Raw genomic sequence first — 15,607 nt, forward strand, 5'->3', positions numbered from 1 at the left:
CGCGGGGGGACCCCGCATCATCGTTCCGCCGCAGGGAGGAGTGCGCAGTGAAGGATCACCAGCGGGCGGAGGAGGAGTCCACCTGGGCCTCCCTGTCCCCCCGCGACAAAGTGCTGGCCGCCTTCGGCATGACCGGGCTGGGTCTTGGCGTCGCGGCCGTTGTGGCCCTCGTTCTTGTGCTGGGTGTCCTCGTCGTCGCGGTGCTGTCCCGCAGCCTGATCGAATCCGACGGCGTCGGCCCCCTGCTCTGGGGCGCCGCACTGTGTCTGCCCTGCGGGCCGCTCGCCGGCATCTTCCTCTACCCGCTACGTCTCGGGCTGCGCCTGTCGTCCGTCTCCGGGAGAAGGAAACGCGGCATAGAAACGGGCTTGTCAGCGGCCACGACATTCCTTGCCGCCTTGTTCGTCTCGTCCTTCACGCCTGGACTGACCGTGCAACACCCCTGGCTCCCCGCTTTGCTGGCCACCCTCTTGGTGGCCCTGGCCAACGTGGTCGTCAAACAACTCGAAGACCGCAAAAAGCAACGCGACAGCCAGGCTTGAGGACACGAACTGATCGGGCCCCTCACCGAATCTTAACCCGGCCTTTTCGCCATTCCTCGACCGGCACGGTAAATTTCCGTGTCAGCCAATGAACCTCACAGAGTCGCGCGATAGCGCTGCGATGGCGTCTTCGCTGCATCGATATCGGTTCGGGGTAAGCAGGCTTCATCCATCAATATTCTGGCCTTCGGACTCGGTCATACCGGAAATGCCTCGGCGCCGTGTTCACCCTCGTGAGACCACCAAAGTCTTTGCTGACCGGGGCGCGTCCGAGCACCTCGTCAACACCGCTTGCCCGAGTTCCGGCCGACGTCGCCGAGGCCATCCAGCGCGCCCTTCACGAGGGGTGCGAGCAGGTCAACGAGACCTGAGCTCGGGAACGAAGATCGACGGCGCGAAAAAGCCGCCGGCCGCGCCTTCCGATGAGGGAAGAACACGGCCGACGGCCCACAGACGGCCCAGGAGCGCGAAAACCCACTCTGACCTGTGACGTTCTTAGCTGTCGAAGTACAGCTCGATGAGGCTCTGACTGCACAGATTCTCCGCTGGCGAACGGGCTGGTGCACAACCGGTGCACATCGTGGGAGGTGGCCGTTGCACGACGTTTTTCGGCGCGGTGTCCTGGCGACGGCCGAGCAGGAGTAGTTCTGCAAGGCTTCGACGGAACTGATGTCGAGGCCCTTGGTCAGGAGCTCGATGCAGAGGACGACGACTGATCAGGTCGATTACATTCAGTTAGCTACCGATCGCAGCATGTTCGCGGTCTTGCGACGGCCACTCTGCTCAAGATCGTCTCCCTGATTTCTCAGTAGCTACCGCACTACGGGGAAGATGGCGTGGTGGCTACTGCTCGGGTAACAGCCGACGGCTGATCAGCCGAAACTGGCCTCGATGACCGGCCCCGCCCGTAGCGCCGGACGAGAGCATCGGGCCTGGCGCAGGAGCAATATTCATGGAGAACACGTAGCTCCAACATGTCTAGGCAGCAGCCGATGCCGCGGGAGAGATCGACTGGGATATCGCGGTGGACTCGACAATCATTATGTGGGGGAAGTGGCGAGGTCGACGATGAGTGGCAGCAAGAGACGGGCAGGCCGGACGCTTCCGCAGAGTGCGGAGCGGCGCCTGACTGCTTTGGGCTCCGACGGCGCGCTGGTCTTGCTGACTGCGGCGGGGGCGAGTCCGGGAGTCCGGCATCGGTGGTCTTCGGTTGGCTACTTGCTGGACCGTGCTCTGAAATCGGTGCACAAGCCGGGTGGGGTGGCCAATGCTGTGAAACTCGGTGGTCTGCTCGACGCGTGCCGACGTGAGGAACCGCGTCTGGCAAGCATCGAGGACTTCGTGCCTGTAGATCCGCGTCGGCTGGTTCTTGCCCGTCTCGGCCATGACGTACTCCGGCTGTTCCCCGGGCAGGTCGAGAGGCCGGTGGCCGATGCCGCACGCTGGAAGAGGGTCGCCCAGGCCACCGACCCGGTCCTGGTCCCCGAGCTGGGCTTCGGCGTGGCCCACTACACCGAGGTCGCACTGCGCTACACCGATCACGCAGTCGGCGTGATGGAGCCATCGTGGCCTATCGGCGAACTACCCGGTGTTGGACCTGCGATTCTAACCGACCTGGAACTGGAAGCGGCTGACCAACTGCTGCACATGCCACTGCCCGCCGCGCTGTCCGCCACCTCCGACCTGCGTGCGGCACTCGCTTGGGCGACTGCCGCAGAGGGACAGATGCCCTACCGGCCTGAGTCTGCGCTGAGCACGTTCGGCCGCTACTTGGCCGTCTCGTTGCCCACTACCAGTGCCGGATCCGTAGGCAGGTTCTGGCTGCCGTTGGCCTTCCTGCCCGAAGTCACCGGGCAGGGGGTAAGCGAGCTGGCCCGCCGTGCCGCCAAATGGCCGACTGCCAATCGGCGCTTCGCGCAATTGGCAGCCGACCATGCTAGGCGTGCCCTATGGCGGTTCTCCGATCTGGTCCTTGGACACCCGGACGCCGCTGAGGGCGTAGTGGTGTCGCCCGGTAACGTCGTGCAGTGGATCGTGATGTTCGGCCCTCGCCGAGCCATCCTGGTCCAGCTACTCGCTCGGTTGCACCAGGACGGGCTGCGGTTCGACGGGCCTCCTGTGGCGGCACGTATCGCTGAGCAGGCACGAGCCAACTCCGGTGCCCCGGTCCAGGTGCCCATGTCCGGTGGTGGGACGCTGATCCTCGATGCCGGGATTGAGGTCGTGCCCCTACTGCTGGTGGCGACATCGGGGCATGTGGCGATCCCCCAGAACCCAGGGACAGCCAGCATGTCGCTGGAAGACTTGCTGTGGATCGCGGTCACCGCAGACGCCGACAGCGACCTGTTCACCTTTTGCCGTGAGCTCGCCGCCCCAACTAGGCCGGAGATGTTCGCATGGGAGACCTTCGACGTGTGGGAGTGGTGGCGCGCGAACCGCAAAACGCTCTTCTCCGGTGGGCAGACCCCCATCATCTTCCTCTCTCCGCACCACAGCGATGCGGAATGGAATCGCAACGCTGACCTCTATGACCTGGAGCGGTCGCTGGCTGTGCTCAGCCTGTCCGCTGTCCAGGACTGGCACGCCCTGGACCCGCCCAGCTACGGTCCGGTTGGCGTATACCAATGGCCGCTGGCCGCCGTGCGAGCCAGCACTGGCGAATCCTCCTTGGCCGATGAGGAGAATCCAGGATCCAGCTCTGCGGAGCACCACCGCCCCGACCTGCACGGGTGGTGCGTTCACACCGGTACCGTCCCGGTGGCCTTTCGCTGCGCGGACCCATCCTGGACCGACCGTGATCATCGTCTCCTACATGACCTGGCCCGTTCCTTCGCATTCGGTCTGGACCTGGTGCGAGCCCAGTGGCAGACCGCCCATGCCAAGAGTCGCACGGCCGGCTACCTCATCGAGTTGCCCGCCGCCTCACCTGACGCCGAGGGAGAGGCGGCCGATCCGATCACCGTGACCGACGTCCAGCATCGCCCTGGCCCGCACGGTCCCCTAGTCCACGCCCGTTTCGTCGTGGGCTGCGAGGCCCTCGCAGCCCAGACCGATGCGGACATCGACGCCACCTGCCGCACCATGGCACTCGCCATCCGCTCTCTGCTAGTAGCCGCCGAAATCCCGGCTGCTGATGCCAGCATGTTGGCGGACGCCTGGCAGGCCGCCGGTCCCACCCTCACGGTAAGGATCACGCAGGCCCCGACCGCCCGCACCGACCTACGCCCGCCCTGGAAACTCGACGCCGCCCTGCTCTCGGCTGTGAATCAGGAAATCGCCCGTACTGTCCGCGCCTCCGGCATCACCCCTGGCACGTACACCGGCACCGAGGCCAAGGCACTGGACAATGGCGTGCTCGCCCCTGCAGCCCTGGACGCACTCACCCGTCGACTCGCCGCACATTCAACCGACGAGCTCGTTGCCGTCGGCATGCAGCAGATCGAACGCACGATGGCTGCGAAGAACCGGCTCCTCCGCGAACTGGAACAGACCGCCCGCACCCTGACCTTGTCCTGGGATCCCGTGCAACGCCAGTCCGAACTTCAGCAGGAATACCTGCTGCTCCGGCTCTGCAACCAGATCGTCATCGAGGCCACACTGCGCGAACGGCCCACCGGAACCCAGCCGGTGGACCAGTTCGCCTGGATGGAAGTAATCGCCGCAGCCGACGCTTACCTGGCAGCCACCTCCCGCAGCGAGGGGGTACACCATCAGGTCCGGCCTACCGCACTGCAGGTTACCGACGCGTACGAGATCACCGCGGCCTCCGACATCTCCACCACTCTGCCGACTGACAGTGCTGGCAGCGGCCGTGTCTACCACCTGGACTTCGAGGCGTTTCAGCGGGCGCTGGCGGCCCAGTCCGTGGGCCAGCACGTCTCCAAATTCGCGACTACTGAGGCCCCACCGATCACGTCCGCGGAGGCGGAAGGAAGCGACGGGGGAATCCACCCTCCTGCGGTCCCGGCTGATCTGGACACTGCGATGCACAGCGCGTTCGGCGTCACCGCCACCGACCTGTTCACCGTGCTTTTCGCTCTTGTCCACTGGCCCTTGACCCCTGGTGACCCCGACGCCGCCGTCGCCGAACCTGATGACGTCCTTGCCTACCTGCTGGAAGTGACCACGCTGGGGCATCAGGACGCACCCAACGGGCGGGACCGGGCAGCAGCCGCACTGGTCATGCTCACCAGCACGTCAGCGGCCCTGGAGGCGGCGGACTGGAAGCCATGGCATGTGCGCAGTAGGCAGCGGCGGCTGCTTGTCCAACCAGTAGCCGAACTCACCAACAGTTCCCTCGTCATTGCACCCCACTTGTGTTTGGCTTCTGCAGGGGCTTACTTCCGGAACCTGATGCAGGGGCAGCTGCCATGGACCCGACCTGAGCCTCCCGGCCCTATCGCCGTCGCGCTCCAGGGCATCCGGGGCCGGAAGAACAAGGCGCTAGAAAGAGACGTAGAAGAGACTCTGAAGTCAGCCGGCTTCTCCGTGGAAGCTCGCATCGGAGAGCAGGACCCGCAGCGGTTGGGCGTGCCATCACTAGCCACCGAGATTGACGTGGTCGCAGGGGTTGCCTCCCGCCCCGTCATCTGGCTGATTGAGGTCAAAGATCCTGCCGATGTCTACGCCATTCCGGAGATCCGCCGCCACCTCGACGACTTCTATACCGATCACACGGGTAAGCCCGCCTACACCACACAGTTGCAGCGCAAGCTCGACGACCTCGCTCCTCATGCCGCAGCAGTGGCCTCCGCACTCCACCTGCCATCCGTCGCGCGCGGCTGCCCCTACGAGGTCAGAGCACTGTTCGTGACGAGAGCGCCAGTCCCAGCTGCCTTCGTCGACGGGCCCTTTGCATTCAGCACCCTGCCCGAACTGGTGAGCTTTCTGCGTCAGCCCCGTCAAGTATTACCGGGTGCCCACAGGCGCTACTGAAGAAGGGGCCGGCCGCGCACGGCTGGGTGGAGGACCAGCGGTGGACGCTGGCCCGGGTCGCGACCGTGATCGCGCGGCGATTCCGTGTCCGCTTCAGCCCGGCGCAGACATGGCGCATCCTGCGTCAGATGGGCTGGACGGTGCAGGTCCCGCAGCGCCGGGCCGCCGAACGCGACGAGAACGCGGTGACCTGCTGACTTGAGGAGATCTGGCCCCACGGGCAAAGGCGGTGAGGGACCAGGACACGTGGCTGTGCTTCGCCGACGAGTCGGGGCAGGTGCTCCGGCCGCCGAAGGCACGGACCTGGTCCCGGCGCGGTCGCACGCCCCGCGTCATGGCCCGGGCCGCGGACTCGGGACGTATCTCGCTCGCCGGTGTGGTGTGCCGCAGGCCCGGGCTCGTCTTCCGGATACTGGTGCACCACGGCCGCAAGGGTGAGAGGAAGGGCTTTAGGGAGAGGGACTTGCCCTGCTTGCTGGACGCGGTCCACCAGCAGCTCGGCGAGTCCGTCGTGCTGGTGTGGGACAACTTCACCCATCATGTCGATGCCGCGATGCGCGAGCTGATCGCGGCCCGCAGCTGGCTGACCGTCTTCCGTTTCCCGTCGTATGCACCCGACCTCAACCCGGCCGAGGGCGTGTAGGCACACCTGAAGAACAGCCTGGGCAATCTGGCTCCGTGCGGCATCGACGAACTCGCTGCGCTGGCTCGCACACGCCTGAAACGGTTGCAGTACCAGCCCGGCCTGCTCGACGGATTCATCGCCCAGACCGGACTCATCTCGGCCCCGCCATGATGTCACCCCGAACTGAAACCTCAGTAGCCGACTACTGCGCGGCGCGCTGACAGTGGCATACCGCTCGCCATCAGTGGCTCGCCGGGCACCACCTCGTTGCCTGGCCCATGGACGGCATGACCTACGGCGAGTGCCAGCACATCGCCCAGAAGGAACCGCACCGGGTGCTGCGTCCACCCGCGTAATGCGTCTCAGACGTGACAGCGCCGCCCGCCCCAGCGGATGGGACGGGCGGCACACCGACGGGTCTAGCGGCGCATGCTGGGGCCCCGCTGGACGGAGTACCGGCAATCCGGCGCGAAGTCGGGGATCCGCTTGCCATCCAGGGCGAAGCACAGCGCGGCATGCAGATGCTCTGCCTCCACGGTCGTCATCACCAGCTCCGCGACGGCGACCACCTCCCCCTCACGAGCAACCGAGAGGGGCAACGCGAAGTGGTCGTCTCTCTCGCGACGGAGGGAATGCCCTGGGTGTCGGCCCAGTCGCCACTCACTCATGGCTCCTGCATCCCTCCCCGATGCTGAGGCTGTTGTGGAGGGCCCGCTGACCCGCTTCACCATCGTCCGCGACGGCCAGCCGCCCCAAACTCCACCCGGGCAGCGGCTACCTCAACGCACCGATGGAGGTCCTTGAGGCGTTCTCGCGGGCCATCGAGATCGATTACGCGGCGGCCCTCCAGGATGGCTCTGTCGGTGACGAAGAGTAGCGTTTCTCCGGCAGTTCGGGAGGCGCTGCCCGCGCCGAATGTCCACGGCTTCGGACGGCAGCTCGGTGGTGACCGGTGAGACGCCGTCGCCCGCCCGTCCGGCGCTCGGGCCAAAAGCGCTGGCTACGGGCGCAGGTGGCAGCCGGTATCGCTCCGTTGCCGGCTGTCGGCGGGTGCCTCCCGCAGTCGTCGACAACTGCTGTCGCGAGACGTCGATAAAGCCATCCAGGACGTATGCCAAGGAAGACTCGACCCGGACATCCAGGAGTGGCGGCCTGAGCTGTTTGATGGCGAGTGACGCGCGTGAGTCTCTGTCACGGGCTAGCCGGTAGCGTCAGCCGATCGCCTTGCGAGCCTTCTCCACCGCGCCCGTCACCCGGTGGAGGAGTACCGACAGACCGGCCGGGCCTGGGTGTACGACGGCGCCTGATCAATTCGCCCGCATCTGCGAGAGCCCTGGCAGGCGCCGAGCATCGTCACCTGTTGCTCACTGGTAAGCAACATCTGGAGGGTTGAATAGTTCCTCGCGGCTCATGATGACCGGGCTGGCCTTGCCGAGCTTGCTGGCTGTCGCGCTGGGGGGCGCGGCCCGGATGACGATGAAGTAGACGCGGGTGCCGGACAACTCGACGTATGGCGGTCCAGCGTTCGAGGGGGCGTCGGTGGGGCACTGGAGTGCGCGGTCGGTGATGTTGAAGACGACGAGGTAGGCCACGCGCTTCTGGTGATCCTGTGCGTAGTGGAGGACCTGATTGAACCCCTTGGCCAAGTAGCTCTTGCCCCGGCTCTGGTTGTCGAAGATCTTTCCGTCGCAGACGAGCGGGTCGGTGGATTGCAGCTCGCCGATGAGATCGGGCTCCCCCGTCGCGGACCTCGCCTTGGCGTGTGTCACGTAGCCGGCGTCCATGAAGAGGAAGCGCTGAAGATCAAGGTTGTAGACCTCTTCGCCAGTGGGTCGGTTCTCATTGAAGCGCTTGAAGAGCTGATCGCGGTCGAACCACTCGACTCGGGTCACGTAGCGGGAGAGTGTGTGGAGGACCGCCCCTTCGTGCCCAATTCTCTCGGTGAGCAGCAGGAAGAGAGGCTCGAACACTGTCCGGGTGAAGTTTTGAACTTCGGAGCGAAGATTCCCGCTGCCTCCGCGCCCAGCTGCATATTGCCAACCGATATCGGGTCGGTCCTTGGCTGCTGCCGCGATGTGCTGCATGAGCGTCCAAATCAGGGAGACGCGACCCTCCTCGGTGCTGATGGGCCATGTCGGCCCAGTGCCGCTCTCGAACTCGGCGATCCATTCCCGGGTGTCTGGCATAGGTTCAACTAGGTCTGCTTCGCGCAGAAGTGCCGTGAGGGCTGGCTGTTTGTGAATCCAGTCGGTGGTGAATTTAATCTCGTGGCTGTAGAGCTGCGGATTCGCGTCCAGCAGCCGGTTGTAGCGTTGCTGCAACGACCACGAGAGATCTTGTTGCGGCATCGGGACGTCCTCTTTCTCTCACTTCTCAGATCTCCATCGTCTCTCCACCACGGTCGGACGGCTCAGATGATCTTGCGCGGATGAGATTTGTCTGCGCGAGGGGGCGCGGGCCGTCGAGTACGGTCGTACGAGCCGGACGGGGAACCGAGGCCCCATCGGGGTCGGGGTCGGCGCTTGGGCACTCGTTGAGGTCCTTTGCATGGGGATCACCCAAATGCTTCTTCGAAGTCGCCACGGCCGGTTGGGCGGCCGGAGGCTGGAAGTCCTTGAACTGTGTGACGGACCTCAGAGGTAAGAGATGGCCACTCCGCAGCAGCCAGGGCCCGCGCCGCCGGTCTGTCCGGTGCCGTCTGTCCACGTGTTGCTCCAACAAGTCCACGACCAGCGCATGGAGCAGTACAGGGTCAGCGACTCCCTCAACGTCGCGGCTGCGGCTCTGCTCGGCTTTGAGGCCGTCCTACTCCCTCTGATCAGGGGGAAGGTAAACGAAACATGCCTCCACATCACCGTGGGTTTCTTGGTCGCCAGTCTGATCTTTCTAGCCCTGACCCTGCTCGACCGTCCACCCCTCGCCTGGCCCCCGCTGCGGCGGAAGCGGCTCAAGACGCTGGAACACCTGGACGTCATGAAGGTCTTGTACCTCGGGGAGCACGAGGACCATACCGCCGAAGTCCTGCTTGAAAACGAAATTCAGTACTACCACTACGACAGGCAGGCGGTGATCCAACCGAAGCGGCGTAATATTGACTTTGCCGTGTCGCTATTGGTATTCGCCCTGGTCGCGTATGGTGTCGGAGCTGCAGTAGGCAGGGGGGTGCCCCAAGACAACCAGCCCACCCGCAAGAAGGAGGCATCCCATGAGCGGCAAAACCAGGACCGCGAAACAAAGCCGCCGATCATGGATCCGTCTTCTCGCGGCCCGGAAACAGCCACACCGGCGAGAACAACTCCGGGAGATCGCGAAACGCGATGAGGTGCGCCGCGCGAGTGGCGCAGCAGCCCGCGAACGAATCGAGGTAGGACTCCCCCCCGACGCTAAGCCTGTGAGGAAGGGGCCAGACGACCGGCTGACCGGCTGGCGAGCGGGCTAACTCCCGCGGCGGCAAGCCGTCCGGCATCGTTGCGGATGGCAACAGCAAGGACTGGAGTCGCTGGGAACTGGCCGACCGGGCTCTGGCGATCTATCGCCAGGGCCCTCCGTCGTTCAATCTCGGGCAGTGCGGCCCGCTTGGGTCTACGGCCGGGCCTGACGGGCTCGCCGCCTGATGGCTGGCCCCACCATTCGTCGGGTGGACGTTCCCGAGCGGGCCCATCCAGGGCGCAGCGGTCAGCGGGGGATCTCGCTAAGCATGTTGGCCCTCCATCGGCACTCTGGCAGGCTCACGCAGGAGGCCCGCCAAACCAGCGGAGGCCGCTACCCCACCTGTGGGGTAGCGGCCTCCGCTGTTGTTCCTGGCATCGCGTCAGAGAATTGGTCGGGCGGTGCACACGCGGTGCACAAGGGGGTGGAAAACGAGGGAGATCAGCGAGAAACACTTAGAGGTGTTTCGCAGGTCGCAGCCTGTTTCCGGGATTCCGCCCATCACCCAACCCCACCCTTTAGATGTCGAAGTACAGCTCGAACTCGTGCGGGTGCGGGCGGAGCTGGATCGGGGCGATTTCGCTGGTGCGCTTGTAGTCGATCCAGGTCTCGATCAGGTCGGAGGTGAAGACGCCGCCCTGCTGGAGGTACTCGTTGTCGGCCTCGAGGGCTTCGAGGACGGCCGGGAGGGAGGTCGGGACCTGGGGGACGCCCGCGTGCTCCTCGGGGGCGAGCTCGTAGAGGTCCTTGTCGATCGGCTCGGCCGGCTCGATCTTGTTCTTGACGCCGTCCAGGCCGGCCAGGAGGAGGGCCGAGAAGGCGAGGTAGGGGTTCGAGGACGGGTCCGGGGCGCGGAACTCGACGCGCTTGGCCTTCGGGTTCGAGCCCGTGATCGGGATACGCATCGCGGCGGAGCGGTTGCGCTGCGAGTAGACCAGGTTGACCGGGGCCTCGAAGCCGGGGACCAGGCGGTGGTAGGAGTTCACCGTCGGGTTGGTGAAGGCCAGCAGCGACGGGGCGTGTTTGAGGATGCCGCCGATGTAGTAGCGGGCGGTGTCCGACAGGCCGGCGTAGCCCTGCTCGTCGTAGAAGAGCGGGGAGCCGCCCTGCCACAGCGACTGGTGGACGTGCATGCCGGAGCCGTTGTCACCGAAGATCGGCTTGGGCATGAAGGTCGCGGTCTTGCCGTTGCGCCAGGCGACGTTCTTGACGATGTACTTGAACAGCATCAGGTCGTCGGCCGCGGCGAGCAGCGTGTTGAACTTGTAGTTGATCTCGGCCTGGCCGGCGGTGCCGACCTCGTGGTGCTGGCGCTCGACCTGGAGGCCCGCCGCGTCCAGCTCCAGGGAGATCTCCGCGCGCAGGTCGGCGAAGTGGTCGACCGGCGGGGCCGGGAAGTAGCCGCCCTTGTAGCGGACCTTGTAGCCGCGGTTGTTCTCCGTCGACCCGGTGTTCCAGGCGCCGGCCTCGGAGTCGATGTGGTAGAACGACTGGTTCGCCGACGTCTCGAAGCGGACGTTGTCGAAGACGTAGAACTCCGCCTCCGGACCGAAATACGCGGTGTCCGCGATGCCGGTGGAGGCGAGGTAGGCCTCGGCCTTCTTGGCGATGTTGCGCGGGTCGCGGCTGTACTGCTCGCCCGTGATCGGGTCGTGGATGAAGAAGTTGATGTTGACCGTCTTGTCCCGGCGGAAGGGGTCCACCCGGGCGGTCGAGAGGTCCGCGCGCAGCGCCATGTCGGACTCGTGGATCGCCTGGAATCCACGGATCGAGGAGCCGTCGAAGGCCAGCTCCTCGGTCGGGTCGAACGCCGCTGCCGGGATCGTGAAGTGCTGCATCACACCGGGCAGGTCGCAGAATCGGACGTCGACGAACTTGACGTCCTCGTCCGCGATGAACTTCTTGGCCTCATCGGCGTTCTGGAACATCCAACTCCTCCTAGCCCGGTCACCGGTCGGCGGACGCGGGATTGCTACTCGGAGCGCGTCCATGTGCGGTGGCGCGCTTGCCCGACCATAGGCAGGCGGGATTTCCCAAGCATGACCCATTTGTTTCGCCCAGGTTAACCGGCGCGCGGTCGCCGCCACCTCCCAGTGTGCGCCTTCGGAGGCCCTCCTGACCTGCCCCGGCCGCCCCGGAAAATTCGAACGTATGCGGTCGCAGTACCGTGGACGGGTGGACAACAGGCAAGCAATCGGATCGTGGATCTCCGGGCCCCGCGCGGCAGCCGAGGACATGGGCGTCGAATTCGGATACCGCGGCCAGCGGCTCGGGCTGCCGGAGGAGGGGCCGGGCTCCATCGCCCGCCCCGGGCGCCGGATCGCCGCCCTGCTCATCGACTGGGCGCTGTGCATGCTCGTGGCGTACGGGCTGCTCAGCGGCGGTAAGGCGCAGTCGGCGAGCAACTGGGCGCTGGTCGTCTTCGCGGTGCTCAGCGTCCTGACGGTCGGCACGGTCGGCTTCACGCCCGGCAAGCGGCTGCTGGGCCTGCGGGTCGTGGCGGAGGGCGGCGGCCGGATCTCCCTGCCGTGGGTCGTGCTGCGTACGCTCCTGCTCGTCGTGATCATCCCGGCCGTCATCTGGGACCGCGACGGCCGCGGCCTGCACGACCGCCTCGCGAAGTCCGTGCAGGTACGGATCTGAGCCCTGGGAGGGGCCGGATCCGACCTCTGGGAGGCCCGGATCTGAGCCCCATGAGGGTACGGATCTGAGTCACGCGCCGGGCGCGGGCGAGCCGCGTCGCCACCCGGTACACGTCCACCCCCGGTACGCGTCCCCACCCGGTACACACCGCATACAAAACGCCCCGGAGCTTCTCGCTCCGGGGCGTTGTGGTCGGTCGGGGTCGGCGGTCGGTCACGGGTCTCGCGAGGAGCGCTGCGGGCCGCTCAGCGCATCTTGCCGCCCCGGGGCATCCGCATGCCCTTCGGCATCGGGCCCTTGGGCACCGGCATGTTGCTCATCAGGTCGCCGAGCGCGCGCAGCCGGTCGTTGACGGCCGTGACCTGCGCGCCGGGCAGCACCCGCGGCAGCTTCAGCAGCGTCGTCCGCAGCTTCTTCAGCGGCACCTGGTCCTCGCCGTCGCCCACCACGATGTCGTGGACCGGGGCGTCGGCGACCGTGCGCGCCATCCGCTTCTTCTCGGCGGCCAGCAGGCCGCGCAGTCGGTTGGGGTTGCCCTCGCCCACCAGCACGATGCCGGCCTTGCCGACCGCGCGGTGCACGACGTCCTGGCTGCGGTTCATCGCCACCGCCGGAGTGACCGTCCAGCCGCGGCCGACGTTCTCCAGCACGGCGGCCGCCGCACCCGGCTGGCCCTCCATCTGCCCGAACGCCGCCCGCTCCGCACGCCGCCCGAAGACGATCGCCATCGCCAGGAAAGCCAGGACGAAGCCCAGGATTCCCGCGTAGACGGGGTGGCCGATCGCGAAGCCGATGGCAAGGAGAACGCCGAATACGACGATGCCCACGCCAGCGACGACAAGACCGACCTTGGAGTCGACCCGACGGGTCATCTTGTAGGTCAGGGCGATCTGCTTGAGCCGCCCGGGGTTCTCAGCGCCGGCAGCGCCGTCTGAGTTTGCCTTCCTCGCCATACAGCGAAGTTTACGTGGCCTGCGGCCGCTCGGTCGCCGCGGCCTCCAGTACGTACTGGGCCTCCCGCCGGTCCTTGGCCCGGCGGCGGTCCTCCAGCACGGAGGTCCAGGCGTTGCGGCGGGCGGTGCGCTGCCCGCCACCCAGCAGCACGGCTTCGACGGCACGCAGTGCACCGGTGACGGAGGGGCTGGGGCGGTCGGTGGGGCGGGAGGTGGCGCGAAGCGGCGCGGCCTGCATAACGGGGTCTCCCTCGGGGCGGTCGGGCTGAGCGGACGGTATGGGAGCGGTGCGTGCATCCATCGTCACTCAACGGTGTTACCAATGGATGACCTGCCGGTCAAACACCCATGAAACCTTGACGCGGCCCGCCCACCCCCTGGCCTGGGGGAGTGCGGGCCGCGTCAGGTCCAGCATGTGCCACGATTCACAAGACGGCGCGCCGGGCGGCTCAGACCGCCTGACTGGACGCCTCGACCTCGCGCCGCTCGACCGCCTGCTGGTAAAGGCGCCCGGCGCGGTAGGAGGAGCGGACCAGCGGGCCGGACATGACGCCGGCGTAGCCGATCTCCTCGGCCTCCTCCTTCAGCTCCACGAACTCGGCGGGCTTGACCCAGCGCTCGATGGGGTGGTGCCGCACCGAGGGACGCAGATACTGCGTGATCGTGATCAGCTCGCAGCCCGCGTCGTGCAGGTCCTGCAGCGCCTGGCTGATCTCCTCGCGCTCCTCGCCCATGCCCAGGATCAGGTTGGACTTGGTGACCAGGCCCGCCTCGCGCGCCTTGGTGATGACCTCCAGCGACCGCTCGTAGCGGAAGCCGGGGCGGATGCGCTTGAAGATGCGGGGAACGGTCTCGACGTTGTGGGCCAGGACCTCCGGGCGGGAGGAGAAGACCTCGGCGAGCTGCTCGGGCACGGCGTTGAAGTCCGGGATCAGCAGCTCGACGCCGGTGTCGGGCAGCGCGGCGTGGATCTGCCGGACGGTCTCGGCGTAGAGCCAGGCCCCGCCGTCCTCCAGGTCGTCGCGCGCGACGCCGGTGATCGTGGCGTACTTCAGGCCCATGGTCTGGACGGACTCGGCCACGCGGCGCGGCTCGTCGCGGTCCAGCGCCTGCGGCTTGCCGGTGTCGATCTGGCAGAAGTCGCAGCGCCGGGTGCACTGGTCACCGCCGATGAGGAAGGTCGCCTCGCGGTCCTCCCAACATTCGTAGATGTTGGGGCAGCCGGCTTCCTGGCAGACCGTGTGCAGGCCCTCGCTCTTGACCAGGCCCTGGAGGTGGTTGTACTCGGGGCCCATCTTCGCCCGGGTCTTGATCCACTCGGGCTTGCGCTCGATGGGGGTCTGGCTGTTCCGGACCTCCAGGCGCAGCATCTTGCGTCCGTCGGGTGCGACAGCGGACACGTCGGCGCCCCTTTCTGCTATCGCGGCATTCGATTCTGCGGCGCACACCAGGGTACGCCCGATAATTCGTACGTCTTTACGTGCGGGGCAACCCCCTAGGAGTGGGTGGCATTCCCGCCGGGCCGTCGGTCAGACCGCCCTGGGCAGGAGCTCGGCCCCTTCCAGGACCTCGCGCAGATGCTTCTCCGCGACCGGCAGCACCTCGGCGATGGTCACCTCGCGGCCCAGCTCGCCCGAGAGCGAGGCGACGCCCGCGTCCCGGATGCCGCACGGCACGATCTTGTCGAACGAGGTGTTGTCCGGGTTCACGTTCAGCGCGAATCCGTGCATCGTGACGCCCTTGGCGACGCGGATGCCGATCGCCGCGAGCTTGCGGTCCTCGCGGCGCTGGCCCGCGTTGGACGGCGCGTACTCCGGGCCGTTCAGCCGCGGATCGAACAGCTCGTCCGTCGTCCGGGGATCGAAGTCGAGCTGGAGACCGCCCAGCCCGGCCCGCTGCTCGACCGGATCGCCCAGCACCCACACCCCGCTGCGGCCCTCCACCCGGCTCGCCTCGACACCGAAGTCGGCGCAGACCCGGATCAGGGCGTCTTCGAGGCGGCGGACATGCGCGACGACGTCAACCGGGCGCGGCAGCTTCTGGATCGGGTAGCCCACCAACTGGCCGGGGCCGTGCCAGGTGATCTTCCCGCCGCGGTCGACGTCGATGACGGGCGTGCCGTCCAGGGGGCGCTCGTCGTCGGCCGTGCGCCGCCCGGCGGTGTAGACGGGCTGGTGCTCCAGCAGCAGGCAGGTGTCCGGGATCTCGTCGGCGAACCGGGCGGCGTGCACCCGGCGCTGCTCCTGCCACGCCGTTTCGTACTCCACGGCGTCCGCCCCGAAGCCCAGGCGGACAAAGCGCAGCCCCTCGGGTGCGGGGGTCTCCCCCCGAGAGATCGCAGTCACGGCAGCTCCTCTTCGAACCTTTGTCGCAGCGGACTGCGACGTTTGATGCCCCTTCGCGCCCCTGCCACTGTACGGCCGCTCCTCCCGGGGACCGCAGCCGCCCGGTCGCCCCGGGCCCGCCGCACCGCATGCGCC

Annotated in this window: 11 protein-coding genes and 1 pseudogene; 5 read left to right on the plus strand and 7 right to left on the minus strand. The window is 66.9% G+C overall.

Annotated elements, in window-relative coordinates:
- The first annotated feature begins 47 nt into the window (after positions 1–47).
- The 3 genes and pseudogenes from ACZ45Z_RS29040 to ACZ45Z_RS29050 form a co-directional block, all read left to right on the plus strand.
- The gene (locus ACZ45Z_RS29040) at positions 48–542 is read left to right on the plus strand and encodes a hypothetical protein (protein WP_468368483.1); all 495 of its coding nucleotides are present in this window, start codon (positions 48–50) and stop codon (positions 540–542) included.
- A 1,218-nt stretch (positions 543–1,760) separates the two neighbouring features.
- Positions 1,761–5,477: a hypothetical protein gene (locus ACZ45Z_RS29045; RefSeq protein ID WP_468368485.1), complete on the plus strand. Its 3,717-nt coding sequence runs from the start codon at positions 1,761–1,763 to the stop codon at positions 5,475–5,477.
- A pseudogene (locus tag ACZ45Z_RS29050) lies at positions 5,474–6,273 on the plus strand (IS630 family transposase); the annotation flags it as partial. The gene ACZ45Z_RS29045 and the pseudogene ACZ45Z_RS29050, both read left to right, overlap by 4 nt.
- 248 nt (positions 6,274–6,521) lie before the next feature.
- Here ACZ45Z_RS29050 and ACZ45Z_RS29055 read toward each other — a convergent pair.
- Both ACZ45Z_RS29055 and ACZ45Z_RS29060 read right to left on the minus strand, forming a co-directional pair.
- Entirely contained in the window at positions 6,522–6,701 is a 180-nt protein-coding gene (locus tag ACZ45Z_RS29055; protein ID WP_468368487.1) for a hypothetical protein, read from the minus strand.
- 765 nt (positions 6,702–7,466) lie between these two features.
- On the minus strand, positions 7,467–8,450 hold the full coding sequence (locus ACZ45Z_RS29060; protein ID WP_468368490.1) for a hypothetical protein: 984 nt from the start codon (positions 8,448–8,450) through the stop codon (positions 7,467–7,469).
- Between the two features lie 388 nt (positions 8,451–8,838).
- Between ACZ45Z_RS29060 and ACZ45Z_RS29065 the strand changes: the two genes are divergently transcribed.
- On the plus strand, positions 8,839–9,423 hold the full coding sequence (locus tag ACZ45Z_RS29065; RefSeq protein ID WP_468368492.1) for a hypothetical protein: 585 nt from the start codon (positions 8,839–8,841) through the stop codon (positions 9,421–9,423).
- A gap of 626 nt (positions 9,424–10,049) precedes the next feature.
- Here the strand turns inward: ACZ45Z_RS29065 and glnA are convergent.
- Positions 10,050–11,459: a type I glutamate--ammonia ligase gene (glnA, locus tag ACZ45Z_RS29070; protein ID WP_468368495.1), complete on the minus strand. Its 1,410-nt coding sequence runs from the start codon at positions 11,457–11,459 to the stop codon at positions 10,050–10,052.
- 247 nt (positions 11,460–11,706) lie between these two features.
- On the opposite strand from glnA, the gene ACZ45Z_RS29075 reads away from it, so the two are divergent.
- Entirely contained in the window at positions 11,707–12,174 is a 468-nt protein-coding gene (locus tag ACZ45Z_RS29075) for an RDD family protein (RefSeq protein WP_468368497.1), read from the plus strand.
- A gap of 245 nt (positions 12,175–12,419) precedes the next feature.
- Here the strand turns inward: ACZ45Z_RS29075 and ACZ45Z_RS29080 are convergent, their stop codons facing one another.
- The 4 genes from ACZ45Z_RS29080 to lipB form a co-directional block, all read right to left on the minus strand.
- Positions 12,420–13,127 (minus strand): DUF4191 domain-containing protein, encoded by a 708-nt coding sequence (locus ACZ45Z_RS29080; RefSeq protein WP_468368500.1) that lies wholly within the window; start codon positions 13,125–13,127, stop codon positions 12,420–12,422.
- Between the two features lie 10 nt (positions 13,128–13,137).
- Positions 13,138–13,365: an SCO2195 family GlnR-regulated protein gene (locus ACZ45Z_RS29085; RefSeq protein WP_468368503.1), complete on the minus strand. Its 228-nt coding sequence runs from the start codon at positions 13,363–13,365 to the stop codon at positions 13,138–13,140.
- 211 nt (positions 13,366–13,576) lie between these two features.
- On the minus strand, positions 13,577–14,527 hold the full coding sequence (gene lipA, locus ACZ45Z_RS29090) for a lipoyl synthase (protein WP_468368506.1): 951 nt from the start codon (positions 14,525–14,527) through the stop codon (positions 13,577–13,579).
- A gap of 129 nt (positions 14,528–14,656) precedes the next feature.
- Positions 14,657–15,472 carry a lipoyl(octanoyl) transferase LipB gene (gene lipB / locus ACZ45Z_RS29095; protein WP_468368509.1) on the minus strand — a complete coding sequence of 272 codons (816 nt, stop codon included), beginning with the start codon at positions 15,470–15,472 and terminating at the stop codon, positions 14,657–14,659.
- Positions 15,473–15,607: the final 135 nt, after the last annotated feature.

It is taken from the genome of Streptomyces sp. NPDC031210 (assembly GCF_055570395.1).

Coding starts and splice junctions, on each gene's coding strand:
- ACZ45Z_RS29060 (WP_468368490.1), bottom strand. CDS start 8,450: ATGCCGCAACAAGATCTCTCGTGGTCGTTGCAGCAACGCTACAACCGG.
- ACZ45Z_RS29065 (WP_468368492.1), top strand. CDS start 8,839: ATGGAGCAGTACAGGGTCAGCGACTCCCTCAACGTCGCGGCTGCGGCT.
- glnA (WP_468368495.1), bottom strand. CDS start 11,459: ATGTTCCAGAACGCCGATGAGGCCAAGAAGTTCATCGCGGACGAGGAC.
- ACZ45Z_RS29080 (WP_468368500.1), bottom strand. CDS start 13,127: ATGGCGAGGAAGGCAAACTCAGACGGCGCTGCCGGCGCTGAGAACCCC.
- ACZ45Z_RS29085 (WP_468368503.1), bottom strand. CDS start 13,365: ATGCAGGCCGCGCCGCTTCGCGCCACCTCCCGCCCCACCGACCGCCCC.